The sequence below is a fragment of the Pseudomonas migulae genome, assembly GCF_043225285.1.
GTDB lineage: Bacteria > Pseudomonadota > Gammaproteobacteria > Pseudomonadales > Pseudomonadaceae > Aquipseudomonas > Aquipseudomonas migulae_C.
On the sequence record NZ_CP171224.1, the window covers coordinates 2,901,055 to 2,922,419 of the forward strand.

Here is a 21,365-nt window from a genome sequence, read left to right on the forward strand (position 1 = left end):
ACAGAGGTTTTTATGACGACTCAATCAATCAAAAAAGTGGCCGTGGGCGTCGCTGCCCTGGTGGCGGTGGGCGTGCTGGTTTGCCTGCTGGCGCCGGGGATGTTCGGCAAGCGCACGCAACAGACCACCAATGACGCCTTTGTCTTCGCAGACTTCACGCTGGTGGTGCCGCGCGTCGCCGGGTTCATCAAGGAAGTGCTGGTGGAAGACAATCAGCAGGTCAAGGCCGGGCAATTGCTGGCGCTGATCGATGACCGCGATCTGCGCGCCGCCGCCCAGGCCGCCGACGCGGAAACGCTGGTGGCGCGGGCGCAACTGCAGAACGCTCGGGCAACCCTTGAGCGCCAGGCATCGGTGATCGCTCAGGCTCAGGCGACGGTGGTGTCCGCCAAGGCTGAAATGGCTTTCGCCCAGCATGAACTGAACCGCTACAACCACCTCGCCGGTGTGGGCGCGGGGACGGTGCAGAACGCTCAGCAGGCGCGCACGCGGATCGATCAGGCCAGCGCCCGGTTGGCCAACGTCACGGCGGTGCTGGCGGCGGAACGCAAGCAGGTGGAAATCCTGACGGCTCAGCGTGATGCGGCCGAGGGTGGTCTGAAGCGCGCGCAAGCGGCGCTGGACATGGCCGGTTACGAGCTTTCTTATACGCGCATCACCGCCCCGCAAGACGGCATGGTCGGCGAGCGTGCGGTGCGCGTTGGCGCGTATGTCATACCGGGCAGCAAGCTGCTGGCCGTGGTGCCGCTGAAGCAGGCCTATGTGGTCGCCAATTTTCAGGAGACGCAACTGACTGACGTGCAGCCGGGGCAGGGCGTGCAGGTGCGTGTGGACAGCCTCGGCGGCGAAGCCTTGCGCGGTCGGGTGGAGAGTATTGCGCCGGCCACCGGGGTGACGTTCGCGTCGATCAAACCGGACAACGCCACCGGTAACTTCACCAAGGTCGTGCAGCGGGTTCCGGTGAAGATTGTCCTGGAGCCGGGGCAGCCGCTGGCTGAGCGGTTGCGGGTGGGGATGTCGGTGGAGGCGCGGATTGATACGGCTGATTCCGGTGAGCATGAGGTTGTGCAGAGATGAATATTTTTGTTGGCCGGGCGGGCCTCATCGCGAGCAGGCTCGCTCCCACAATGGATCTGCGCAACGGCAAAATTTTCGGCACGAAAGGAAGCCCCCTGTGGGAGCGAGCCTGCTCGCGAAGAGGCCGTCTGCCTCAACTAACCTTTTGTGCCTTGTTGGTGATGAGTCTCACCGCCTGCACCGTCGGCCCTGACTTTCAGAAACCTCAGGCCCAACAAATCGCCGAATGGTCAAAACCAGAGAAAGCCGCCGCCAGCCAAGTGGTCACCGCCGACATGGACGAGCGCTGGTGGGAAGTCTTCCGCGACCCGAAACTCTCGGCCCTGACCCAACGCGCACTCACTGACAACCTCGACCTGAAACTCGCCAGCGCGCGCCTGCAACAAAGCCGCGCCGCGCGCCAGGTGATCACCGCCGAGCGCTACCCCAACACCGCCGCCACCGGCAGTTATGGGCGCAAGCGCAACAGCGGCGAAGGCCTGAGCGATCCGTCCGGGCACAATGGCAATTCCGCATTCAACCTGTGGGACGCCGGTTTTTCCACCTCCTGGGAACTGGATTTCTGGGGCCGTGTGCGCCGAGAAACCGAAGCGGCGGACGCCACACTGCAAGTCGCGGAAAACGACCAGCGCGGCGTGTTGCTGTCGGTGCTGGCCGAGACCGCCCAGAACTACATTCAGCTGCGCGGCGTGCAAAACACGCGGGCCGTCACCGAGCAGAACCTCGACGTCGCCCGCCATAGCTTGAAGCTGTCGCAGCTGCGCCTGGCCGACGGGGTCGCCACCGACCTGGATGTCGCCGAAGCCGCCGCGCAGGTCGCTGCCATTGAGTCGCGTTTGCCGGCACTGGAGCAGCGCCAGTCACAACTGATCAACGCCCTGAGCCTGTTGATGGGCGAACCGCCGCAAGCGTTGCACGCCGAGTTATCCACCGACGCACCGGTGCCGCAAAGCCCGCGCCAGGTCGCCATCGGCCTGCCGTCGCAACTGGCCGAGCGTCGTCCGGACATTCGCCAGGCCGAAGCACGTCTGCATGCCGCCACGGCAAACATCGGCGTAGCCAAGGGGGATTTCTATCCGCGGATCACCCTGTCGGGGAACCTCGGTTCGCAAGCGATGCAACTGAGTGATTTTGGCTCCTGGGGCTCGCGGGCCTTCGGCATCGGTCCGCAGTTCAGTCTGCCGCTGTTCGACGGTGGCCGCCTGCGCGGGGTGTTGAATCTGCGTGAAGCGCAACAGCAGGAAGCCGCGATTGCCTATCAACAAACCGTGTTGCGCGCCTGGCATGAGATCGACGATCAACTGACCGCCTACAACGCCAGCCAATTGCGCCGCGACAGCCTCGCCGAAGCCGTGCGCCAGAACCAGATCGCCCTGCGCACCGCGCAGCAGCAATACGTGGAAGGGGTGGTGGATTTCGTCAACGTCCTCACCGTGCAAGGCGAGCTGCTGGCGACGCAGCAGCAGTGGGTCGAGAGCTCGACCGGGGTGTCGCTGGCGATGGTCGGGTTGTACAAGGCGCTGGGCGGGGGATGGGAGTCGGTGTATCCGCTGACGGTTCAGCGTTAGCGCAACCCGCCCGAGTGTCATTGGTCGCAAAGCCAGCATCGACGACGAACGTGCGCCGCCCTACAGTGATCAAGAGGTTTTGTGATCGGGGCTCGTTTCGGGGGAGTCATGGAGGCGCGCAGAGAAACACCGCTTGGCGACACCATGGAACCGCACGCGGCGCCGGGCGTCTGGGCGATCGTCCGGCGCTGGTGGCGATGGGCGCGGGAGCATTGGCTGTTGCCGATCCTGGCGCTGGCGGCCGTGGTGCGTTTCTATGACCTGACGGCGGCGGCCATCTGGGGCGACGAAGGGTCGAGCCTGCTGCTGAGCCAGTTTTCATTGCCCGACATCTGGGTGCACGCGGCCCACGACGTGCATCCACCGCTGTATTTTCTGTTGTTGCATGGCTGGATCGCGCTGTTCGGCGACGGCATTTTCTCGATCCGCAGCCTCAGCGCATTGCCCGGTATCGCCACCGTGTGGCTCGGCGTGTGGCTGATGGACCTGCTCGCCACACGCCGAGCGGCGTTGCTGGCCGGTTTCTTCCTGGCGCTGCTGCCGACGGCGGTGCGCTACAGCCAGGAAGTGCGCATGTATTCGCTGCTGGGGCTGTGGCTGATCGGCGCCACGATTGCCCTGGTGTACTGGATCCGGCGTCCGCGGCGCACGCGTTATCTGGTGGCCTATACGCTGCTGATGACGGCTGCGTTCTACACCCATTACTTCACCGCACTGTGCGTACTCAGCCACTGGTTGTACCTGGGGCTGATCCGCGTCCAGCCGGGTTATCGCCTGCGGCACATTCAACGCCCCGGTTGGTGGCTGGCGAACCTGGCGATCGTGTTGTTGTACTTGCCGTGGGTGCCGAACCTGATCGATCTGCTCCAGCATATGGATCAGTTAAAGGCCAATGGCGACGTGGGCTGGGAAACGCCGGTGACGCTGGGTTCATTGCCGTCGATGATGTGGTCGCTGCTGATTCAGGACGATGGCGAAAATCTGCCGACGCTGCTGTTCATCGCGCTGCCACTGGCGTTGTTGATCGTTGCGGGTGTGGCGCTGGCGCGGGACCGCAGTGTGTTTCGAGGCAGCATGCTGCTGGTGATCTACACAGCCTTGCCGCTGTTGCTGGTGTTTGGGGTTTCGTTCATTACACCTGTGTTCATCGAGCGTTACCTGACGGCGTATGCGTTGGGGCTGCCGATGATCGTCGCACTGGCGGTTGATCGGCTGTATTCAGGTTTTCGCGTGCTGGCCGTGACGGTGCTGGTGCTGTTTGTCGGTGTTGAACTGGTGGGCCTGAAGAACAACGCGACGGTGGATACCCACGATCAGATCAACGTCATGGTCGATTACGTCAACCGGCATTTCGTGGCCGGCGACCGGATCGTCACCAGCGATATGCTCTGGTATCTCAGTTACGTCTATTACAACCGAACCGCCGCGCAGCCCTTGCTGTACACCCCACCGTTGGCCAACGGCATTTCGAGCCGGCCGAACGCCTATGGCTTCGGCACGCTGGTGACCGGGGACACTTACCTCGACAGCCTCGATGACTTGCCCAGGGACAATGGGCGGGTCTGGTTGATCGGCACGGTCGGTGTGGCGGACGAGTTTGCGCCGTTGCCTGCCGGCTGGCAGCGCGCAGGGGAAACCCAGGCGGGCGGCGCCAATGCGCGTTTGTTCGTGCGGTCTGCGGCGCTGTCGAAACACTGAAGGTTCAAGGTTTCGCCGACAAATCCGCCATGCCCTTGAGCAATTCGATCGGCAGCGGAAAGACGATGGTCGAACTCTTGTCCCCGGCGATCGAGCTCAGCGTCTGCATGTAGCGCAACTGCATGGCGCCCGGTTGACGCCCGAGCATTTCGGCGGCCTGCATGAGTTTTTCCGAGGCCTGCAATTCACCCTCGGCGTGGATCACTTTGGCTCGGCGTTCCCGTTCGGCTTCAGCCTGTTTGGCGATGGCACGGACCATCGATTCGTTGAGGTCCACGTGCTTGATCTCGACGTTGGCGACCTTGATGCCCCAGGCGTCGGTCTGCGCATCGAGCACTTGCTGGATGTCGATGTTCAGCCGTTCGCGCTCGGCCAGCAGTTCGTCGAGTTCGTGTTTGCCGAGTACCGCACGCAACGTGGTCTGGGCCAGTTGGCTGGTGGCCATGAGGAAGTCCTCGACCTGGATGATTGCCTTCTGCGGGTCGAGTACGCGGAAGTACAGCACCGCGTTGACCTTGACCGAGACGTTGTCGCGGGTGATCACGTCTTGCGGCGGCACGTCGAGTACCACGGTACGCAAGTCGACGCGGACCATTTGTTGCACCACCGGAATCAGCAGGATCAGGCCGGGGCCTTTGACCTGCCAGAAACGGCCGAGCTGGAACACCACCCCGCGTTCGTACTCGCGCAGGATGCGGAAGGTCGATCCCGCCAGCGCAATGACTAACAGCAGCAGCGCGGCAAAACCCAGTTGCAGGCCCATGGTCATTCTCCACCCGGCGCCGCGTCAGCCGCGGCCACTTGCAGCAGTAATCCCTTGCGCGCCACCACCCGGACCCGTTGCCCGGGTTGCAGCGGCGTGGCGCTGAGGACTTGCCACTTTTCACCTTGCAGGTGCACCCAGCCGTTGCAGGCATTGCCGGGTTGCAGCGAGGTCACTGGCGTCACGCTGCCCACCAGGCCGGAATCGCCACTGACGGTCTGCCGCGGTCGGGTTTTCAGGGCGTGGATCACCAGGAAGATCAGCAGCAAGGCGCTGATCAGTCCCAGGCCGATCATCAGCGGCACCGGCACTTCGGTGTTGCTCAGGATCACCGCGCCGATCACGAACATCACGATCCCGCCCAGGCCGATCACGCCGTAATTGGGCAGCGCGGCCTCGGCAATCAGAAACGCGATGCCGAAGGTGATCAGCCAGATCCCGATGGGGTTGGGCACCAGCACGAGGGTGTCCGCCGCCAACGCCGATCCGCTCAAGGCCAACAGCAACGCCACGGTACAGCCACGAATGTTCACGTCACCCTCCCTGTAGGAGCGAGCTTGCTCGCGATGGACTTGAGAGCGCCACGCAGATCCAGACAAACCGTTCACGCCCATCACTAAATACAGTCTAGTCGAGCGCCGGACTGTACGAATTTTGACCAGCTTTCAAGCGTGCTCCAGTGGGCAGATTTCCCGCGAGAAAACGCCGGCGGGCCTAGACTTTTGAATGGTGAGAACAGCTTTATCCATCGTCCGCCCACGTTCTCGCGGACACCGAGGTGCATCATGCGTATGGCAAGAACCGTGCAGAGCAGCCTTGAAAAGGCGCACTGCGAATTTGACATCGTTACCCACCCACACTCGGCCAGCAGCCTTGAAACGGCGCGGGTCGCGGGTATTCCTGCCGAACGGGTGGCCAAATCGGTGATCCTCGACGACCACCATGGTCATTACCTGATGGCCGTGCTGCCGGCGAGTCGTCACCTGGACCTGACCAAAGTGCGCAACAGCGGCGAATGGCAGGTCACCCGGGAAAGTACCCTGGCGCATCTGTTCGAAGACTGCGAACGCGGCGCGGTGCCGGCGTTGGGTGAGTCCTATGGCCTGGACATGGTCATCGACCCCTTGCTGACCCGGCAGAAAGACATCTACCTGGAAGCCGGCAACCACAACAACCTGCTGCACATGAGCGTGCCGGAATTCCTGAAAATGGTGCCGCATGCCGAGGTGCGGGAGTTGAGTCATTGAGTGTTGTGGCGTCTGTTAGTCCGCAATCGCGAGCAGGCTCGCTCCTACGGTTGACTGCGTGTCCCTGTAGGAGTGAGCCTGCTCGCGATTGACTGCGAAGCAGTCACCCCTCATTTGCCATAAAAAAGGACCCCGACATGGAATCCCCAACCCACACCCTACCGTCCCTGTTCAAACAACTCGGCCTGCCGGATGACGCCGAAAGCATCGATAAATTCATCGCCACCCACTCACCGCTCAAGCCTGAACTGCATTTGGCTGACGCCTTTTTCTGGAGCCCGAGCCAGGCGCAGTTTTTGCGCGACGATATTCTGGATGACGCGGATTGGGCGGAGGTGGTGGATCAACTGGATGTGCTGCTGAGGAAGGGGCGTGGGGTGTAGGAACTCAGCTTTCTGGTGGCCACTGCCGAGATGTATGAACCAGTGCGAGTATCCAGATGGCATCGGATTGGAGTTGATAGACCACACGATAGCTTTGATGGGGAATCAGCTCGCGAGTGCCTGTAATGATTCCGGCAGGGCCGCTTTCGGGGTATCTGGAAAGCCGTGATATCGAGTGGGTGAAACGGGTATCCATGTCGATGGCGGCTGTTGGATTGACGGCATGGAGATAATCCCAAATGTCTGCACGATCCTGTGCTGCTGCTGGCGTCCAAATAATCCTCATTCTTTGGCGGCCCTCGCACGTCTGGCGGCGAATTCTGCTTCAACTTCATCATGCGTCAGGCCTTCGCCAGCATTCATGGATGCACGGGCGGTATCCACCTTGTGTTGCAGAAAAGCTTCGTACTCACGCGACTCCCGTTGTTTTTGAACGAACTGACGCATCATCTCCCTAACGATTTGCGAAGCAGGTCGGTGGGATGCTTCCGCTTCAGCCATGAACTGTTCACGCAATTCCGGCTCCAGTTTCATTGTAAATACGGCTTGTTTTGACATGGTCTGCACTCGCTGATGGTGTACTGACGAAGTATATACATCGTCAGTACAAACTACATGTTCGACAAAAAACAGCGCGACGCACGGCGCCAAATTGTTTCAAAACTTGACCAACTTTCCCTTCCAATGCCATATTGATAGTTAGCAAACTAACAGTGTGTTTTTTCTCCCGTGCCGAAAAACCTCGACGCTCTCCAGATGAACATCAGCAGCTCCATGGTGGTGGCCGCCCGGCATTGGCGGAAGATCTGCCAGACCACGCTGGTCAACTATGGAATCTCCGAAGCCTGCGCCGTTCCGCTCCTGATGATCGGGCGGTTGGGCGAGGGCGTTCGGCAGGTGACGGTGGCGCAGGCCGCGGGGATGGAGAGTCCGTCGCTGGTGCGTCTGCTCGATCAGCTGTGTCATGCCGGTTATGTGCGTCGCACCGAAGATGCCCATGACCGTCGCGCCAAATGCCTGAGCCTCACCGACACCGGTCGCGAGCTGGTTCAGGCGGTGGAAATCGAGCTGGTGCGCTTGCGCAATGAAGTGCTTGAAGGGATCGCTCCGAGTGATCTGGAAGCGGCGTTGCGGGTGTTGAAAGCCTTTGAGGCCGCCAATGCGCCATCGGTGGTGAACACTTGAGCGGATTCTTTGCCGGCGTGCCCCCGGCGCGGGACTGGTTCTACGGCGTGCGCACATTCGCAGCGTCGATGATCGCGCTGTATATCGCCATGCTCATGCAGATGCCGCGTCCTTACTGGGCGATGGCCACGGTCTACATCGTTTCCAGCCCCTTCGTCGGTCCGACCAGTTCCAAGGCGCTGTACCGCGCGGTCGGCACCTTCATGGGCGCGGCGGCGGCGGTGTTTTTCGTGCCGATGTTCGTGCAGAGCCCCTATGTGCTGGTGATGGTCATCGCGCTGTGGACCGGGATTCTGCTGTTCCTGTCGCTGCACCTGCGCACCGCCAACAGTTACGCCTTGATGCTCGCCGGATACACCTTGCCGCTGATCGCGCTGCCCGTTGTGGATAACCCGTTGGCGGTGTGGGATGTGGCGGAAGCGCGGACCGAAGAGATCTTCCTCGGCATCGCCGTCGCGGCGGTGGTCGGCGCGATGTTCTGGCCACGGCGGCTGGCGCCGGTGTTCAACGATTCGGTGAACAAATGGTTCGCCGATGCCTCGACCTACAGCTTGCGTTTCCTCAGCCGCAACGTGCAACCGGACGAAGTCAGTGCGCTGCGCTCGTCGATGGTCGCCACGTTCAACACCCTGGAATTGATGATCGGCCAGCTGCCCCACGAAGGTTCGCGTCCGCAGACGGTGCGCAATACCAAGGAATTACGCGGGCGCATGATTCATTTGTTGCCGGTGATCGATGCCCTCGACGATGCGCTCTACGCCCTCGAACGGCGTACGCCGGAGCTTGTAGAAAAATTCGCTCCGCTGCTCGCGGCAACCACGGAATGGCTCGATCACAAAGATGCTGATCTCGCTCGCTGGCAAGCGCTGAAAGATCAGCTCGAGGCCCGGCAACCGTCCGCCGAAGCGCTGGACGATCGCAAGCAACTGCTGTTCTCCAACGCCTTGTATCGCCTCGGCGAATGGATCGATCTGTGGCAAGACTGCCGCAGCCTGCAATACGCCATTCAGTGCGAAAGCCAGGACAACTGGCGCGCGGTTTACCGCCACTGGCGCCTCGGTCGGTTGTCGCCGTTTCTCGACCGCGGGCTGATGTTTTACTCGGCCGCGTCCACGGTCACCGCGATCATCGTCGCCTCGGTGTTGTGGATTCTGCTGGGCTGGACCGACGGTGGCAGCGCGGTGATTCTGGCGGCGGTGGCGTGCAGTTTCTTCGCCTCGATGGACGACCCGGCGCCGCAGATCTACCGGTTCTTTTTCTGGACCGCGATGTCGGTGCTGTTCGCCAGCCTGTACCTGTTTCTGGTCCTGCCCAACCTGCACGATTTCCCGATGCTGGTGCTGGCGTTTTCCGTGCCGTTCATTTGCATCGGCACCCTGACGGTCAAGCCGCAGTTTTACCTGGGCATGCTGCTGACGCTGGTGAACACCTCGTCGTTCATCAGTATCCAGGGCGCTTACGACGCGGACTTCCTCAGCTTCGCTAACTCCAACCTGGCCGGGCCGGTGGGTTTGCTGTTTGCGTTTGTCTGGACCCTGATCGCGCGGCCGTTCGGCGCGGAACTGGCGGCCAAGCGCCTGACCCGTTTCAGCTGGCGCGACATCGTCAGCCTCACCGAGCCGGCGTCGCTGGCCGAACACCGGCAGCTCGGTGTGCAGATCCTCGATCGTCTGATGCAGCATTTGCCGCGCCTGGCCATGACCGGGCAAGACACCGGCATCGCCCTGCGGGAAGTGCGCGTGGCGCTGAACCTGCTCGACCTGCTGGCGTACACGCCGCGTGTGCTCGGCGTTCCACAGGTGCTGTTGCATCAGGTGGTCGCTGAAGTCGGCGAATATTTCAAAGCCTGCCTCAAGGCGGGCGAACGCTTGCCGGCGCCGAGTGCGTTGTTGATGACCATGGACCGCACCCGCCGCGCCCTCAATCACGAATGCGACGACGGCGCGCGCCTGCACCTGCTGCATGCCTTGAGCGGGTTGCGTCTGGCCTTGCTGCCCGGTGTGGAGTTCCTCGGCACCGGCGACCTCGAAGAACCGCTGCCCCATGGCATCGATGGAGCGCCTTTATGATCGGTGATCTGGATATCAGCGGGGTGTTCCTGCCCACGCTGCTGGTGCTGATGGGCATTACCTATCTGATTTACCTGCTGGTGCACGGGTTGCTGACGCGCCTGCACTTTTACCGTCTGGTCTGGCACCGGGCATTGTTCAACGTGGCTCTCTACGCCTTGCTGCTCGGCGCCGTGGACTCACTCAGTCGATACCTGATGACATGAAAAAACCTTTTCTGACCCTTGGCCGTGTGGTCCTGACCCTGCTGATCGTGACCTTTGCCGTCGTCGTGGTCTGGCGCATGGTGATGTATTACATGTTCGCCCCGTGGACCCGCGACGGGCATATCCGCGCCGACATCGTGCAGATCGCCCCGGACGTGTCCGGGCTGATCCAGCAAGTCGAGGTGCGCGACAACCAGTTGGTCAAACGTGGCCAGGTGTTGTTCAGCATTGACCAGGATCGTTTCAAACTGGCCCTGCGTCAGGCCAAGGCCGCCGTTGCCGACCGTCAGGAAACCCTGGCCCAGGCGCAGCGCGAAGCCAAGCGTAACCGTGGCCTGGGCAACCTGGTGCCGGGCGAGCAACTGGAAGAAAGCCAGTCGCGGGTGGCCCGTGCCGAAGTGGCGCTGATGGAAGCGCAAGTGGCGGTGGACAGCGCCCAGCTCAACCTCGACCGCTCGACCATCCGCAGCCCGGTTGATGGCTACGTCAACGACCGTGCGCCGCGCGCGCAGGAGTTCGTCACTGCCGGGCGGCCGGTGCTGTCGGTGGTGGACAGCAATTCGTTCCACATCGACGGCTATTTCGAAGAAACCAAGCTCGACGGCATTCATGTCGGCCAGTCGGTGGATATCCGGGTGATCGGTGACCGCGCGCGCTTGCGCGGCCACGTGGAAAGCATCGTCGCCGGCATCGAAGACCGTGACCGCAGCAGCGGCAGCAACCTGCTGCCCAACGTCAACCCGGCGTTCAGCTGGGTGCGGCTGGCGCAGCGGATTCCGGTGCGGATCGCGTTCGACGACGTACCGGCGGATTTCCGCATGATTGCCGGGCGCACCGCCACGGTGTCGATCATCGACGACCAGCAGCAGGAGCCGGGCAAATGAGCAGGGCCTCGGGTTTGGTGATTGCCGGGTTGGGTTTGCTGCTGTCGGCGTGCCAGACAGTCGGGCCGGATTACAAACTGCCGGAAGAGGCCGCCGTTCACCGCGACGATTTTCAGGGCGAGCTGGCCGTGGACGGCAAACCGGTGGTCTCGGCGCCGGTGCCTGCCGATTGGTGGCGCCTGTATCAGGACCCACGGCTCAATCAACTGGTCCAGCAAGCGTTGGCGTCCAACACCGATCTGCGTGTGGCGGCAGCCAGCCTGCTGCGGGCTCGCGCGCAGGTCGACGAAGCCGAGGCCGCCGGTGGCTGGAGCGGCGGGATAAAAATGGGCGCCGAGCGCTTGCAGGAGTCCGGCGAAGCGTTCCTGTTGCCGGAGAAAGTGCCGGTGGCCAACATCGGTGATATCGGCATCAGCGCTTCCTACCAGTTCGACCTGTTCGGTACGCTCAAGCGCGGTATCGAAGCTGCCAAGGCCAATGCCGATGCGACCCAGGCCGCCGCCGATACCGCGCGTATCACCTTGGTGGCCGACGTGGTGCGGGCCTACACCCAGGTGTGTGCGGCCAACGAGGAAAAGGAAATTGCCCAGCACTCCCTCGACCTGCAATCGCAAAGCACCACGCTGATCCAGCGCCTGCGCGATGCCGGTCGAGGTGATGAAACCCAGGTCACCCGTTCGCAAACCCAATTCAAGTCCCTACGCGCCGAGATGCCGCGCTACGAGGCGGCGCGTCAGGCCGGGCTGTTCCGCCTGTCGATGCTGCTGGCCAAACCGGTCGAGCAATTGCCGGCCGGCACCGCCAGTTGTGCGCAGCTGCCGAAAATCGCCCAATTGGTGCCGGTGGGCGATGGCGCCTCATTGCTCAAGCGTCGTCCCGATATCCGCCAGGCTGAACGTCGATTGGCCGCTGCGACGGCCGGGATCGGCGTCGCCACCGGTGAGCTGTACCCGGACATCCGCATCGGCGCGACCATCGGCACCGTTGGCATTCTGGAAAACCTCGGCGAGCCTTCGACCAATCGCTGGGGCTTCGGCCCGTCGTTGAGCTGGAGCGTGCCGACCAACGGGGCCCGGGCGCGAATCCGCGAAGCTGAAGCCGTGACCCAGGCGACCCTGGCGCATTTCGATGGCGTGGTGCTCAACGCCATCCGCGAAACCCAGACCAGCCTGGCGCAGTACTCGGCGTTGCTGCAGCGTCGAGAAGCCCTGGCGGACGCCGAACAATCGGCGAAGCTGGCCGCCGACCAGACGCACCGTTTCTTCCAGGCCGGCCGCGAGTCGTTCCTCGCCGACCTGCAGGCGACCCGCACCTACACCGACGTCACGGCCCAACTGGCCGCCGCCAACACCCAGGTTGCGTTGAGCCAGATCGATCTGTTCCTGGCGCTGGGCGGCGGTTGGGAAAGCGGACGAACGCAAGGCACGAACTCCAGCAAACCCTGAGGCCGTTGCTATGCTTTGACTTGATGAGGTCGCGCGTCGATCTCATCAATCAAGGCTCGCGTTGGTCATGGGGACTCTAATAATGAAAAACCCTTATGCTCCCGGCTTCTGGTGCGCTATTGCGGCATTGGTCCTGCTGTCGGCCACCTATTTCTACGGCATCATGCTGGCCCACCAGATCGACAAGGCGCTGGTGTTCCTCGACAGCGCTGCCGCGCTGATCGCCGTGATGTCGATCGTGGTGGTGGCCTGGGCTTCGGTCCAGGGTCAGCGCATCAAAAAAAGACAGCTCGAACAAGGCAAGACCCTGGTGCTGATCTGGGACACCAAGGTGGCTTTGCGTCGAGTCGAAACGGTGTTCGACCGTTATTTCTGGGGCAGCTACTGGCAACCGGGGCGCACGTTCCAGGAAGTCATGGGTGAACTCACCGGCACGCCGCTGGAAAAAAGCCTCGAGACCCTGAAGAAGCAATGCCAGGCCCTGGACAAGCAAGTGTCCGAGGACGACTGGCACTGGCTGAACAACGCCCGCGAACTTTCCGATGTCGCTGCCGCCATGGCCCGCGAACGCTATCAGCTGGACTTCTGCGACCCGCGTGCGGATGTGACGGGCGGGGCGGTGATCAATCGGGACTTTGAAGTGCTGGTCTATACGTGGACCGCGCGGCTGAAAAGCTTTGATCATCAGTTGGATGAGATGGAAGTGCAGTATTCCTGAATTGATGTTGGCTGGACTGACGCCATCGCCGGCAAGCCGGCTCCTACAGGTTTTGCGTCGTTCGCGATATTCGTGAACGACACAAACCTTGTAGGAGCCGGCTTGCCGGCGATGGCGATTTCATATCCGCCGAAACTCTCAAACCTTCCGCACGGTCCATAGACACTCTTTAACCTTTAAACATTGGGCCACCCGGTTCGCCCAGTGCTAATCTCCATCGCACTTTCAGCGCAGTCGTGACCGCAACCCGAAATGGGTTCAGGGAAGACGACCACACCTCAAACAACGGACATTGAACGGGTCATTCATGAATAAATCAGCAGGCGTGCTACTTGGAATCGTCGTGGCCATCGGTGCAATCAGCGCCGGCGGTGCCTGGTACACCGGCACCAAACTCGAAGGCGTGCTGAACACCTCGATCGCCGACGCCAACAAGGAACTGCAAGCTGCGCTGGTCGGCTCCAACGGCACCGCATCGCTGGAACTGGTATCGCTTGAGCGCCACGTGTTCAGCAGCACCGCGCAATACCGCCTCAAGGGCCAGGGCGAGATGTTCGGCGAGGCACCGGTCGAATTGCTGTTCGTCGACCACATCGAACACGGCCCGCTGCCTTTCTCGCGCCTGATGTCGTTGAAGTGGCTGCCGGTCATGGCCACCAGTCACTACGCGCTGGAAAAGACCCCGCTCACCGAGAAGTGGTTCGCCGCCGCCAAGGACAAGTCGCCGCTCACCGGCGTGGTCAACATCGGCTACGACAACGCCACCAACGGCACCCTCGAATTGCTGCCGCTGGACGTGGCGCTGGACGCGAAGTCCCACCTGAAATTCTCCGGCCTGAACCTCGATGTTGCGGCCAACGCCCAGGCGCAGAAAGTCAAAGCCAACGGCTACATGGACAGCTTCACGCTGACCACCATCGATGAAACCCAGGCGCCGGTAAAAATCGAATTGAGCGGCCTGACCCTGGCCAGCAACCTGGTGAAAAGCACCTACGGTTTTTACACTGGCGAGAACACCCTCGAGCTGACCGACAGCAAGACCACCTTCGGCGCGCAACAGTCGGTATTGGGCTTCAAGAAATTCGAAATGAAAAACCAGACCGAAGAGTCGGGCACCAGCGCTTCCGGGCGTGCCGACTACAAGATTGGAGAGGTGTCGCTGAACGGCAAACCGGTGGGTTCCGTGCAGATGGCCATGAGCCTGAAGAACCTCGACATCCCGTCGACGATGTCGCTGATGCAGATTTACCAGACCAAACTGCAACCGTATGAAAAAGCCGCCGCCGAAGCCGCTGCTGCCGGTGAACCGACGCCGGAGCTGGTGCTGACGCCGGAAGAAGAGGCCCAGGTCAAAACCGGTCTGGAGAAACTCCTGGCAGCCGGCCCGCAAGTGGCGCTGGAAAACCTGTCGCTCACCACGGCCAACGGTGAAAGCCGCGCCAACCTGGTGCTCGACCTGACCAAGCCACAATCCATGGACCTGCCGCCGGATCAACTGACCAAACAGCTGATCGCCCTGCTGGACGTCAATATTCAGGTGTCCAAACCGATGCTGGTCGATCTGCTCAGCGTCCAGAGCCAGATCGATGGTCAGGCCGACGCCAAGGTCGTTGCCGATCAGGCCACGGCGACCGCCGACATGTTCGGCGCCATGGCCGTCGGCTCGCAGTTCGCCAAACTGGACGGCACCAACATCGTCAGCAAGCTGCACTACGCCAACAATCAGGTGGAATTCAACGGCCAGAAAATGACCGTCGAAGAATTTGTCGGCTTTGTGATGAGCAAGGTCGGCCCGGTTGGCGTCGAGCAGTAACGCCTAAGCGTCGCGAATCAGCCGCCAGGCCTCGTCCACCGGCAGCGGCTGTTTCATTCGCTCGGCCAGCATCGCCATCGCCCGTTCTTCATCGCAGGCGATGGCGGCGGCCACCACGCCGTTTTTGCCGAACAGCCCGATAAAGGGTGGATGGTTTGGATCGCCCTTGAACTCGACTTCGTCCCAGTCTTCGGCGTGACCGAGGAAGTCGTAGTTCTTGCCGAAGTGCCAGGTCCAGAAATACGGCACGTCCAGATAATGCTCATCACCGCCCAGCATGTTCGCGGCTGCAATCCGTGCGTGCTGCTGCGCCAGGCGCCAGTGTTCGATCCGTTGCGGCTGGCCGTTGAGCGGGAAGGTGGCGATATCGCCGGCAGCCCAGAGCCCATCGGTCACGCACATCCCGCCGTCGACCTTCAATGAATGGTCCTTTTCCATGGGCAAATCCTTGAACGGCCCGGTGGCCGGGCTGACACCAATGCCGACCAACACCAGATCCGCCGCAAAACGCTGGCCATTATCCAGACGCACCGCTTCGACCTTGCCCGAGCCTTCGATCTGCGCGACTTCGCCCTCGGTATGAAACACCACTCCGTGGGCCACATGGCGGGCAAGAATCGCCTTGCCGACCGCTTCGCCAAACTGTTTGGCGAACGGCACGGCGTGGCGGGCCAGCACGGTGACCTCCAGACCGAATTCGCGCAGCGCCGCAGCGGATTCCATGGCGATAAAGCTGTCGCCGATGATCACTGCGCGCTGTCCGGGTTTGGCGGCACCCAGAATCTTTTGTGCGTGGTCTTTCGAGCGCAGCAAGAATACTTGCTGGAGGTCGGCGCCGGGCACGTCGAGCGCGTTGGGTGTGCCGCCGGTGGCGATCAGCGCGGCGTCATAGCTCAGGGCCTGGCCGTCCTTGAGCTGCACGGTCCGGTTCCGTGTGTCCAGACTCGCCACTTCACCGTTGATCCGCTCGATGCGTTGTTCGCGATAAAAACCCTCGTCGCGCAGGGGCGGGACTTCTTCCGGCGGCATTTCCCCGGCAATCACGAATTTGCTCAACACCGTGCGGTCGTAGCCGGCGTCAGGTTCGCGGTCGATCATCAACACGCGGCCACCGAAACCCATTTCACGCAGCGCCGCCGCACCCGCCGTGCCTGCGGCGCCGGCACCGATAATCACGAACGTGCGGTCATCATCGGCGGGTGGGGAGTGGGCGTCCGACAACGGCTGTTCGTCGACCCAGACGTCGTCATCGCGCCGCTCCACCGGGTAGCGCGTGAGGCTGTCCAGCGACGGCGGCTCGCACAACGCGCCGTCCTCGATCCGGTAAGCGGCCTTGTGCCACGGGCAAATCAGGCGCCCGTTGCACAACGCGCCCTCGACCAGCGGCGCCCCGGCGTGCGGGCATTCGCCCTGGTAGGCGCGCAGTTGGTCGCCGACCCGCAGCAAGAGGATTTTGGTGTCGCCAATCCGGACTTCCAGGCCACGGTTCTCGGACACATCAGCGAAACGGGCGACGCGGTGCAGTGCCATGATCGCTCTCCAGGCAGGCGTTTCACTTAAGAGTTTGGCGCTTATCCACTGGTTCAGCCAATTCCCACTGCCACCGCACGAACGGTCCGGCTATAGTTTGCACGCCGACCACGGCCAAACCCGCACAAGGTGCTCCGGTATGACCCGATTGACCTCTCTGAACCCTTGGCTGGCGGCCGTTGCCGTCGCCCTTTGCGTGCAGTTTCCGGCGCAGGCCGCAGAACGCTTCACCGTCAGCATTCCAGGCGTGACGGACAACCGCCTGTTCACATCGGCGGCGGCCAGCGATGCAGCCGGCTGCGGCGGCAAGAATCAGTCGCCGGCGCTGAGCTGGAATGCGGGCCCTGCGGGCACCCAGAGCTACGCGATCGTCATGCACGACCCGGACGGTCAGAAAGGCCTGGGTTCCGATCACTGGGTTCACTACGGCATCAAACCGGCGACCCGCCAGATTCCGGCCGGTGTCGGCGCCAAGTCCGCCTTCGAAGGCGTGAGTGGCAGCAACAGCAAAGGCACCACCGGCTATATCGGTCCTTGCCCGCCGGTTGGCGACAGCTCCCACCACTACATCATCCAGCTCTACGCCCTGGACCTCGCCCCGGATGCCTTGCCCGCCGGCCTGACCCGTGCGCAACTGCTGGAAAAAATCAAAGGCCACGTGCTGAAAAACAGCAGCGTGGTGCGGCGTTATCACCGCTGAATTTTTTTTCAGCGGGGTTAACCCGAACCGGCGGGGCTGCCCGTCTCAGAGGATGAATGGATCAATTTCCTCCTGAGGTCAGCCCCCATGTCCCTCCCTCTGCATTTCCTCCGTCCGGCCGCCCAGGGTTTCGCTGCCGGGTTGCTGCTGGCCGTGGCCGGTTGTGGTGTTTCGTCGACACCTGAGTCCGTTGCGGTTCCGGTTCCGGTTTCGCCTTCGTCTCCGGCGCAAAGTACCTTGGTGCGCAGTGAGGCGGTCATGGCCGATGTGAGCCTGGCCAAACGCAGCGTTCAGCCAGCCCCGGGCTTTGCACCTGAATCTGCGCCGTCGGGTTATCAGGATGAACAGCGCGAGCAGTATCAAGCGCTGGCCGATAACCCAATTCACAGCGTCGCCGAGGTGCCCGTCTCGACCTTCAGCGCCGACGTCGACACCGGCGCTTACGCCAATGTCCGCCGCCTGCTCAATCAAGGTCGCCTGCCACCCGAAGGTGCGGTGCGCCTGGAAGAGATGGTCAATTATTTCCCCTACGATTACGCCTTGCCCACCGATGGCTCGCCGTTTGGCGTGACCACCGAGCTGGCGCCGTCACCGTGGAACCCACACACCCGGCTGCTGCGCATCGGAATCAAGGCATCCGACCGCGCAGTGGCTGAACTGGCCCCGGCGAACCTGGTGTTCCTGGTGGATGTGTCCGGTTCGATGGACCGTCGCGAAGGCCTGCCGCTGGTCAAAAGCACGCTGAAATTGCTGGTCGATCAATTGCGCGCACAGGACCGGGTGTCGCTGGTGGTCTACGCCGGGGATTCGCGCGTGGTGCTGGAACCAACCTCCGGACGGGAAAAAGCGAAGATTCGTACAGCCATCGATCAATTGACGGCGGGCGGCGCCACCGCCGGGGCATCGGGTATCGAACTGGCTTATCAGATGGCGCAACAGGCGTTCATCCCCAAAGGCATCAACCGTATCCTGCTGGCCACCGACGGCGACTTCAACGTCGGCATCAGCGACTTCGACAGCCTCAAGCAAATGGCTGTGGATAAACGCAAGGCCGGCGTTTCCCTGACCACCCTGGGTTTTGGTGTGGATAACTACAATGAACACCTGATGGAACAACTCGCCGACGCCGGCGATGGCAACTACGCCTACATCGACAACCTGCGCGAGGCGCGCAAGGTGCTGGTGGATCAGCTCGGCTCGACCCTCGCGGTGGTGGCGAAAAACGTCAAGCTGCAAGTGGAATTCAACCCGGCGCAGGTCAGCGAGTATCGATTGCTGGGCTATGAAAACCGCGCGTTGAAGCGTGAGGATTTCAGCAACGACAAAGTCGATGCCGGTGAGATCGGCGCAGGGCATACGGTCACGGCGTTGTACGAAATTGTGCCGAAGGGGGAGAAGGGCTGGTTGGAACCGTTGCGGTATGGTGGCGCTGAGTCGGCTAGCTCTGTGAAACCTGGGGAATTGGCGATGCTGCGTGTGCGTTATCAGCTGCCGGAAGGTGGGAACAGTCGCTTGATCGAAAGACCGATTGCGCTTGGCTCGGAGGGCAAGGCCAGTGATGACCTGAGATTTGCGGCGGCCGTGGCAGCGTTTTCCCAGCAGCTCAAGGACGGGCGTTATACGGGTGATTTCAGCTTGAAGGACACGCAGGCGTTGGCTCGCGGTGCGCGGGGTGATGACCCGTTTGGCCTGCGTGCGGAGTTCGTGCAATTGGTGGAATTGGCGCAGAGCCTGCGAACCAACACCGCCTCCATCAGTGAGCCGGTGAAAGGAGGCTACAACTGACATGTCTGCTCCCGAATCGAGCGACGAATCACTGCTGGCCCGCTACCGCAAAGGTGACGGGCCGGCGTTCGAGATTCTGTACGCCCGTCACCGACAAGGCCTTTATCGATTCCTGCTCGGCCTCAGCGGCAAATCCGAACTCGCCGAAGAGGTTTATCAGGAGACCTGGCTGAGCCTGATCCGCAGTGCCAGTCAGCCACAAGGCCGGGCGAATTTTCGTACCTGGCTCTACCAGATTGCCCGCAATCGCCTGATCGATCACTGGCGCAAACACGGAATCCACAACCCGTTGCACGACAGCTATGACGAACAGACACACGCCCTGGCCGATGACGCCGCCGATCCCGAGCAACTGCTGAGCCTGAGCCGCGACAGCCAGCGCCTCGAATCCGCCCTGCAAAACCTGCCCGCCGACCAGCGCGAAGTGTTCCTGCTGCGTGCCCACGGCGATCTCGACCTGCCGCAGATCGCCGCCCTCACCGACACCCCGCTGGAAACCGTCAAAAGCCGCTTGCGCTACGCCCAGCAAAAACTGCGTCGGCTGCTGGCCGAGGAGGTACTGACATGACTGACGCCCGTAAAACCCCGGAAGACCCGGTGCTTCAACATTTCCGCGAGCATTCGGCCGGCGAACCGCCGAGCCATCTTGATGCGTTCATCCTAGCTGCCGCACAGCGTGAAGTCCCCGCGCCGCAACCGAACCTGTGGCATCGCTGGGTTCAGGCTTGCCAGAAACCTCGTTGGCAAGTGGCGTTCGCCAGCCTGGTCGGCGTCGCGTTGATGCTGGCGCTGGTGCAACGCACACCGGAGCAAGCACCGAGTTACGACTTCGCGCCGCAAGCCTCCGCACCGGTGTCCAAAAAAGAAGCCGCGCCGGCGCCTTCCTCAGTCGCACGTTCGCTGGCCGCCCCAGCCCCAGCCCCTGCCGTCCCGATGGCCGATTTCGCCGCCCCCGCGCAGAGCGAATCGATCAGCGCCGAAGTGGCCGAGGAGGCAAAAGTCAGCAAACGCGTAGCCGTCCCGGTGAAAACCCTGGAGGAGCAATTACGTGAAGTGGTTCGCCTGCAAAACGTCGGTCAGACACGCGAGGCGGATGAATTGTTGGCGACATTGCATAAACGCTTTCCCAAGGAAAATCTCACCGAACGACTCAAGGAATTGAAGAAAAACTGAGAACAGCGGTGCGCCACAATTTGGCATCCACCCCCAAAAGCGCGCAATATCGGCCTATAGCCGATGCTTTGGAGGATGCCGTGGCAAAAAAAATCGACCGCATCGCCCAAATGCTCAACTGCCCGGTCAAGGGCGAGGAACTGCGGCGAGCTGTGACGGAGAGTCGTAAGGAGTTTCTTCTAGCCAAGCAGGCAGAGGAAGCGCCGGAGGAAGACGTTCTTGATGAGGACGAGTTCGAGGACGACGAAGACGATGATTACGACGAGTTTGACTGGACGACTGAATAACATTCGCTGGTTGAATGATCTCCTGTAGGAGCGAGCCTGCTCGCGATGTACTTCCAGACAACGCGGGCATTCAGGCTGCTTGCGTCATTGTTAACGCCCATCGTCGGAACGCCGCCCGGACCAGGCTCGCTCCTACAGAAAAAGCCCCACAGCCCAGTGATTTTGGGCTTGTTTAAAAGGGCTTCGGTTTACTTCCTGCAAGCTACAAATTCTTGCGCCATTACCTACGGCTACGCCAGAATCCGCCGGCTTGTGCGCTTTGGGACCGGTCTGTAATTTGACTCGCGTCACTGGTTTTCAGTGATCGGGTTTAGCAGCTCGCCGTGGTTAGTGAAGTGCATAGCACCCTCTTCAGTCAGGTTATTAACCTGCACATTATGGTGGCTGTGCGTGGGGCGCCCCCGGGCGCGCCGGTTTGCTAACTCCCCGGTCTGCTAACCCGCGCACAGCCGCCACCCATCGTTTAGCAGCGACGTGTGAACGGCTCCACTTCTGGAGTTAGTCAAATGTCCAAAGTAGTCCCCGACCCACCAGCATCCGAACCAGAGCAACCTGAGCGCAAACGCTCGCTCTTCACCGTCAGCCCCAATATCAACACCGAAACCCTGCTCGCCAATGCCTCGGAAGACCTGCTGTCAATCAGCGCCATCGCCGCTGACCTCGCCGACAATGTAGACGGTTCAAGCCGCTCCAAAGCCCTGGAGCTCAGCCGCATGGCCGATGGCGTGCATTTGTTGGTGGAGCGAGCGCTGGATCACCTGGATGAGCCAGAGATGGCGGCGATTTTCGCCAAGCAGCAAAACCAAACCAACTTGTAGGAGCGAGCCTGCTCGC

At 61.8% G+C, this 21,365-nt stretch carries 23 protein-coding genes; 18 read left to right on the forward strand and 5 right to left on the reverse strand.

Going from position 1 to position 21,365, the window contains the following annotated elements; translation table 11 throughout:
• Positions 1–12 precede the first annotated feature (12 nt).
• The 3 genes from ACF6ZU_RS13450 (at position 13) to ACF6ZU_RS13460 (ending at position 4,343) form a co-directional block, all read left to right on the forward strand.
• Positions 13–1,077: an HlyD family secretion protein gene (locus ACF6ZU_RS13450; protein ID WP_392893166.1), complete on the forward strand. Its 1,065-nt coding sequence runs from the start codon at positions 13–15 to the stop codon at positions 1,075–1,077.
• The gene (locus tag ACF6ZU_RS13455; RefSeq protein ID WP_392893168.1) at positions 1,074–2,645 is read left to right on the forward strand and encodes an efflux transporter outer membrane subunit; all 1,572 of its coding nucleotides are present in this window, start codon (positions 1,074–1,076) and stop codon (positions 2,643–2,645) included. Before ACF6ZU_RS13450 ends, ACF6ZU_RS13455 begins: the two co-directional genes overlap by 4 nt.
• Positions 2,646–2,753: 108 nt before the next feature.
• The gene (locus ACF6ZU_RS13460; RefSeq protein ID WP_392893170.1) at positions 2,754–4,343 is read left to right on the forward strand and encodes a glycosyltransferase family 39 protein; all 1,590 of its coding nucleotides are present in this window, start codon (positions 2,754–2,756) and stop codon (positions 4,341–4,343) included.
• A 4-nt stretch (positions 4,344–4,347) separates the two neighbouring features.
• Here the strand turns inward: ACF6ZU_RS13460 and ACF6ZU_RS13465 are convergent, their stop codons facing one another.
• Both ACF6ZU_RS13465 and ACF6ZU_RS13470 read right to left on the reverse strand, forming a co-directional pair.
• Positions 4,348–5,106, reverse strand: a complete 759-nt coding sequence (locus ACF6ZU_RS13465; RefSeq protein ID WP_392893172.1) for a slipin family protein — start codon at positions 5,104–5,106, stop codon at positions 4,348–4,350.
• A gap of 2 nt (positions 5,107–5,108) precedes the next feature.
• The gene (locus ACF6ZU_RS13470) at positions 5,109–5,639 is read right to left on the reverse strand and encodes an NfeD family protein (RefSeq protein ID WP_392893174.1); all 531 of its coding nucleotides are present in this window, start codon (positions 5,637–5,639) and stop codon (positions 5,109–5,111) included.
• A 252-nt stretch (positions 5,640–5,891) separates the two neighbouring features.
• Here ACF6ZU_RS13470 and ACF6ZU_RS13475 point away from each other — a divergent pair, with 252 nt between their 5' ends.
• Both ACF6ZU_RS13475 and ACF6ZU_RS13480 read left to right on the forward strand, forming a co-directional pair.
• A complete protein-coding gene (locus tag ACF6ZU_RS13475; RefSeq protein ID WP_392893176.1) occupies positions 5,892–6,353 on the forward strand; it encodes an aminoacyl-tRNA deacylase in 462 nt (153 codons plus the stop codon).
• Positions 6,354–6,490: 137 nt separating this feature from the next.
• Positions 6,491–6,736, forward strand: coding sequence for a DUF2789 domain-containing protein (locus ACF6ZU_RS13480; RefSeq protein WP_192226657.1), 246 nt, complete (start codon positions 6,491–6,493; stop codon positions 6,734–6,736).
• A 4-nt stretch (positions 6,737–6,740) separates the two neighbouring features.
• Here ACF6ZU_RS13480 and ACF6ZU_RS13485 read toward each other — a convergent pair whose 3' ends face one another.
• Positions 6,741–7,022, reverse strand: coding sequence for a type II toxin-antitoxin system RelE/ParE family toxin (locus tag ACF6ZU_RS13485; protein WP_392893179.1), 282 nt, complete (start codon positions 7,020–7,022; stop codon positions 6,741–6,743).
• Positions 7,019–7,294, reverse strand: a complete 276-nt coding sequence (locus ACF6ZU_RS13490; protein ID WP_392893181.1) for a CopG family ribbon-helix-helix protein — start codon at positions 7,292–7,294, stop codon at positions 7,019–7,021. Before ACF6ZU_RS13490 ends, ACF6ZU_RS13485 begins: the two co-directional genes overlap by 4 nt.
• A 198-nt stretch (positions 7,295–7,492) precedes the next feature.
• Here ACF6ZU_RS13490 and ACF6ZU_RS13495 point away from each other — a divergent pair, with 198 nt between their 5' ends.
• The 7 genes from ACF6ZU_RS13495 (at position 7,493) to ACF6ZU_RS13525 (ending at position 15,056) form a co-directional block, all read left to right on the forward strand.
• Positions 7,493–7,921: a MarR family winged helix-turn-helix transcriptional regulator gene (locus ACF6ZU_RS13495; protein WP_392893183.1), complete on the forward strand. Its 429-nt coding sequence runs from the start codon at positions 7,493–7,495 to the stop codon at positions 7,919–7,921.
• Positions 7,918–9,990: an FUSC family protein gene (locus ACF6ZU_RS13500; protein WP_392893185.1), complete on the forward strand. Its 2,073-nt coding sequence runs from the start codon at positions 7,918–7,920 to the stop codon at positions 9,988–9,990. The genes ACF6ZU_RS13495 and ACF6ZU_RS13500 overlap by 4 nt, the downstream gene beginning before the upstream one ends.
• The gene (locus ACF6ZU_RS13505) at positions 9,987–10,196 is read left to right on the forward strand and encodes a DUF1656 domain-containing protein (protein WP_392893187.1); all 210 of its coding nucleotides are present in this window, start codon (positions 9,987–9,989) and stop codon (positions 10,194–10,196) included. Before ACF6ZU_RS13500 ends, ACF6ZU_RS13505 begins: the two co-directional genes overlap by 4 nt.
• Entirely contained in the window at positions 10,193–11,080 is an 888-nt protein-coding gene (locus tag ACF6ZU_RS13510) for an efflux RND transporter periplasmic adaptor subunit (protein WP_392893189.1), read from the forward strand. The genes ACF6ZU_RS13505 and ACF6ZU_RS13510 overlap by 4 nt, the downstream gene beginning before the upstream one ends.
• The gene (locus ACF6ZU_RS13515) at positions 11,077–12,525 is read left to right on the forward strand and encodes an efflux transporter outer membrane subunit (protein WP_392893191.1); all 1,449 of its coding nucleotides are present in this window, start codon (positions 11,077–11,079) and stop codon (positions 12,523–12,525) included. The genes ACF6ZU_RS13510 and ACF6ZU_RS13515 overlap by 4 nt, the downstream gene beginning before the upstream one ends.
• 82 nt (positions 12,526–12,607) lie before the next feature.
• Complete coding sequence (locus tag ACF6ZU_RS13520) at positions 12,608–13,243, forward strand: NADH:ubiquinone oxidoreductase subunit N (protein WP_392893193.1); 636 nt, start codon at positions 12,608–12,610, stop codon at positions 13,241–13,243.
• A gap of 307 nt (positions 13,244–13,550) precedes the next feature.
• Positions 13,551–15,056: a YdgA family protein gene (locus ACF6ZU_RS13525; RefSeq protein WP_392893195.1), complete on the forward strand. Its 1,506-nt coding sequence runs from the start codon at positions 13,551–13,553 to the stop codon at positions 15,054–15,056.
• A 3-nt stretch (positions 15,057–15,059) separates the two neighbouring features.
• Here the strand turns inward: ACF6ZU_RS13525 and ACF6ZU_RS13530 are convergent, their stop codons facing one another.
• Entirely contained in the window at positions 15,060–16,586 is a 1,527-nt protein-coding gene (locus tag ACF6ZU_RS13530) for an FAD-dependent oxidoreductase (protein ID WP_392893197.1), read from the reverse strand.
• 139 nt (positions 16,587–16,725) lie between these two features.
• Here ACF6ZU_RS13530 and ACF6ZU_RS13535 point away from each other — a divergent pair, with 139 nt between their 5' ends.
• The 6 genes from ACF6ZU_RS13535 to ACF6ZU_RS13560 all read left to right on the forward strand — a co-directional run bounded on the left by ACF6ZU_RS13535 (position 16,726) and on the right by ACF6ZU_RS13560 (position 21,349).
• Entirely contained in the window at positions 16,726–17,286 is a 561-nt protein-coding gene (locus ACF6ZU_RS13535) for a YbhB/YbcL family Raf kinase inhibitor-like protein (RefSeq protein WP_392893199.1), read from the forward strand.
• An 87-nt stretch (positions 17,287–17,373) separates the two neighbouring features.
• Positions 17,374–19,071: a von Willebrand factor type A domain-containing protein gene (locus ACF6ZU_RS13540; RefSeq protein ID WP_392893201.1), complete on the forward strand. Its 1,698-nt coding sequence runs from the start codon at positions 17,374–17,376 to the stop codon at positions 19,069–19,071.
• A 1-nt stretch (position 19,072) separates the two neighbouring features.
• Positions 19,073–19,639, forward strand: a complete 567-nt coding sequence (locus tag ACF6ZU_RS13545) for an RNA polymerase sigma factor (protein ID WP_392893203.1) — start codon at positions 19,073–19,075, stop codon at positions 19,637–19,639.
• Complete coding sequence (locus ACF6ZU_RS13550; protein WP_392893205.1) at positions 19,636–20,244, forward strand: hypothetical protein; 609 nt, start codon at positions 19,636–19,638, stop codon at positions 20,242–20,244. The genes ACF6ZU_RS13545 and ACF6ZU_RS13550 overlap by 4 nt, the downstream gene beginning before the upstream one ends.
• 20 nt (positions 20,245–20,264) lie before the next feature.
• The gene (locus ACF6ZU_RS13555) at positions 20,265–20,531 is read left to right on the forward strand and encodes a hypothetical protein (protein WP_392893797.1); all 267 of its coding nucleotides are present in this window, start codon (positions 20,265–20,267) and stop codon (positions 20,529–20,531) included.
• A gap of 506 nt (positions 20,532–21,037) precedes the next feature.
• The gene (locus tag ACF6ZU_RS13560; protein ID WP_392893207.1) at positions 21,038–21,349 is read left to right on the forward strand and encodes a DUF6124 family protein; all 312 of its coding nucleotides are present in this window, start codon (positions 21,038–21,040) and stop codon (positions 21,347–21,349) included.
• The last annotated feature ends 16 nt before the right edge of the window (positions 21,350–21,365 follow it).

Excerpts from the sequence above, each read along its gene's own strand:
- ACF6ZU_RS13450 (WP_392893166.1), top strand. The coding sequence starts at position 13 with ATGACGACTCAATCAATCAAAAAAGTGGCCGTGGGCGTCGCTGCCCTG.
- ACF6ZU_RS13455 (WP_392893168.1), top strand. The coding sequence starts at position 1,074 with ATGAATATTTTTGTTGGCCGGGCGGGCCTCATCGCGAGCAGGCTCGCT.
- ACF6ZU_RS13460 (WP_392893170.1), top strand. The coding sequence starts at position 2,754 with ATGGAGGCGCGCAGAGAAACACCGCTTGGCGACACCATGGAACCGCAC.
- ACF6ZU_RS13465 (WP_392893172.1), bottom strand. The coding sequence starts at position 5,106 with ATGGGCCTGCAACTGGGTTTTGCCGCGCTGCTGCTGTTAGTCATTGCG.
- ACF6ZU_RS13475 (WP_392893176.1), top strand. The coding sequence starts at position 5,892 with ATGCGTATGGCAAGAACCGTGCAGAGCAGCCTTGAAAAGGCGCACTGC.
- ACF6ZU_RS13480 (WP_192226657.1), top strand. The coding sequence starts at position 6,491 with ATGGAATCCCCAACCCACACCCTACCGTCCCTGTTCAAACAACTCGGC.
- ACF6ZU_RS13485 (WP_392893179.1), bottom strand. The coding sequence starts at position 7,022 with ATGAGGATTATTTGGACGCCAGCAGCAGCACAGGATCGTGCAGACATT.
- ACF6ZU_RS13490 (WP_392893181.1), bottom strand. The coding sequence starts at position 7,294 with ATGTCAAAACAAGCCGTATTTACAATGAAACTGGAGCCGGAATTGCGT.
- ACF6ZU_RS13495 (WP_392893183.1), top strand. The coding sequence starts at position 7,493 with ATGAACATCAGCAGCTCCATGGTGGTGGCCGCCCGGCATTGGCGGAAG.
- ACF6ZU_RS13505 (WP_392893187.1), top strand. The coding sequence starts at position 9,987 with ATGATCGGTGATCTGGATATCAGCGGGGTGTTCCTGCCCACGCTGCTG.
- ACF6ZU_RS13510 (WP_392893189.1), top strand. The coding sequence starts at position 10,193 with ATGAAAAAACCTTTTCTGACCCTTGGCCGTGTGGTCCTGACCCTGCTG.
- ACF6ZU_RS13515 (WP_392893191.1), top strand. The coding sequence starts at position 11,077 with ATGAGCAGGGCCTCGGGTTTGGTGATTGCCGGGTTGGGTTTGCTGCTG.
- ACF6ZU_RS13520 (WP_392893193.1), top strand. The coding sequence starts at position 12,608 with ATGAAAAACCCTTATGCTCCCGGCTTCTGGTGCGCTATTGCGGCATTG.
- ACF6ZU_RS13525 (WP_392893195.1), top strand. The coding sequence starts at position 13,551 with ATGAATAAATCAGCAGGCGTGCTACTTGGAATCGTCGTGGCCATCGGT.
- ACF6ZU_RS13530 (WP_392893197.1), bottom strand. The coding sequence starts at position 16,586 with ATGGCACTGCACCGCGTCGCCCGTTTCGCTGATGTGTCCGAGAACCGT.
- ACF6ZU_RS13535 (WP_392893199.1), top strand. The coding sequence starts at position 16,726 with ATGACCCGATTGACCTCTCTGAACCCTTGGCTGGCGGCCGTTGCCGTC.
- ACF6ZU_RS13540 (WP_392893201.1), top strand. The coding sequence starts at position 17,374 with ATGTCCCTCCCTCTGCATTTCCTCCGTCCGGCCGCCCAGGGTTTCGCT.
- ACF6ZU_RS13545 (WP_392893203.1), top strand. The coding sequence starts at position 19,073 with ATGTCTGCTCCCGAATCGAGCGACGAATCACTGCTGGCCCGCTACCGC.
- ACF6ZU_RS13550 (WP_392893205.1), top strand. The coding sequence starts at position 19,636 with ATGACTGACGCCCGTAAAACCCCGGAAGACCCGGTGCTTCAACATTTC.
- ACF6ZU_RS13560 (WP_392893207.1), top strand. The coding sequence starts at position 21,038 with ATGTCCAAAGTAGTCCCCGACCCACCAGCATCCGAACCAGAGCAACCT.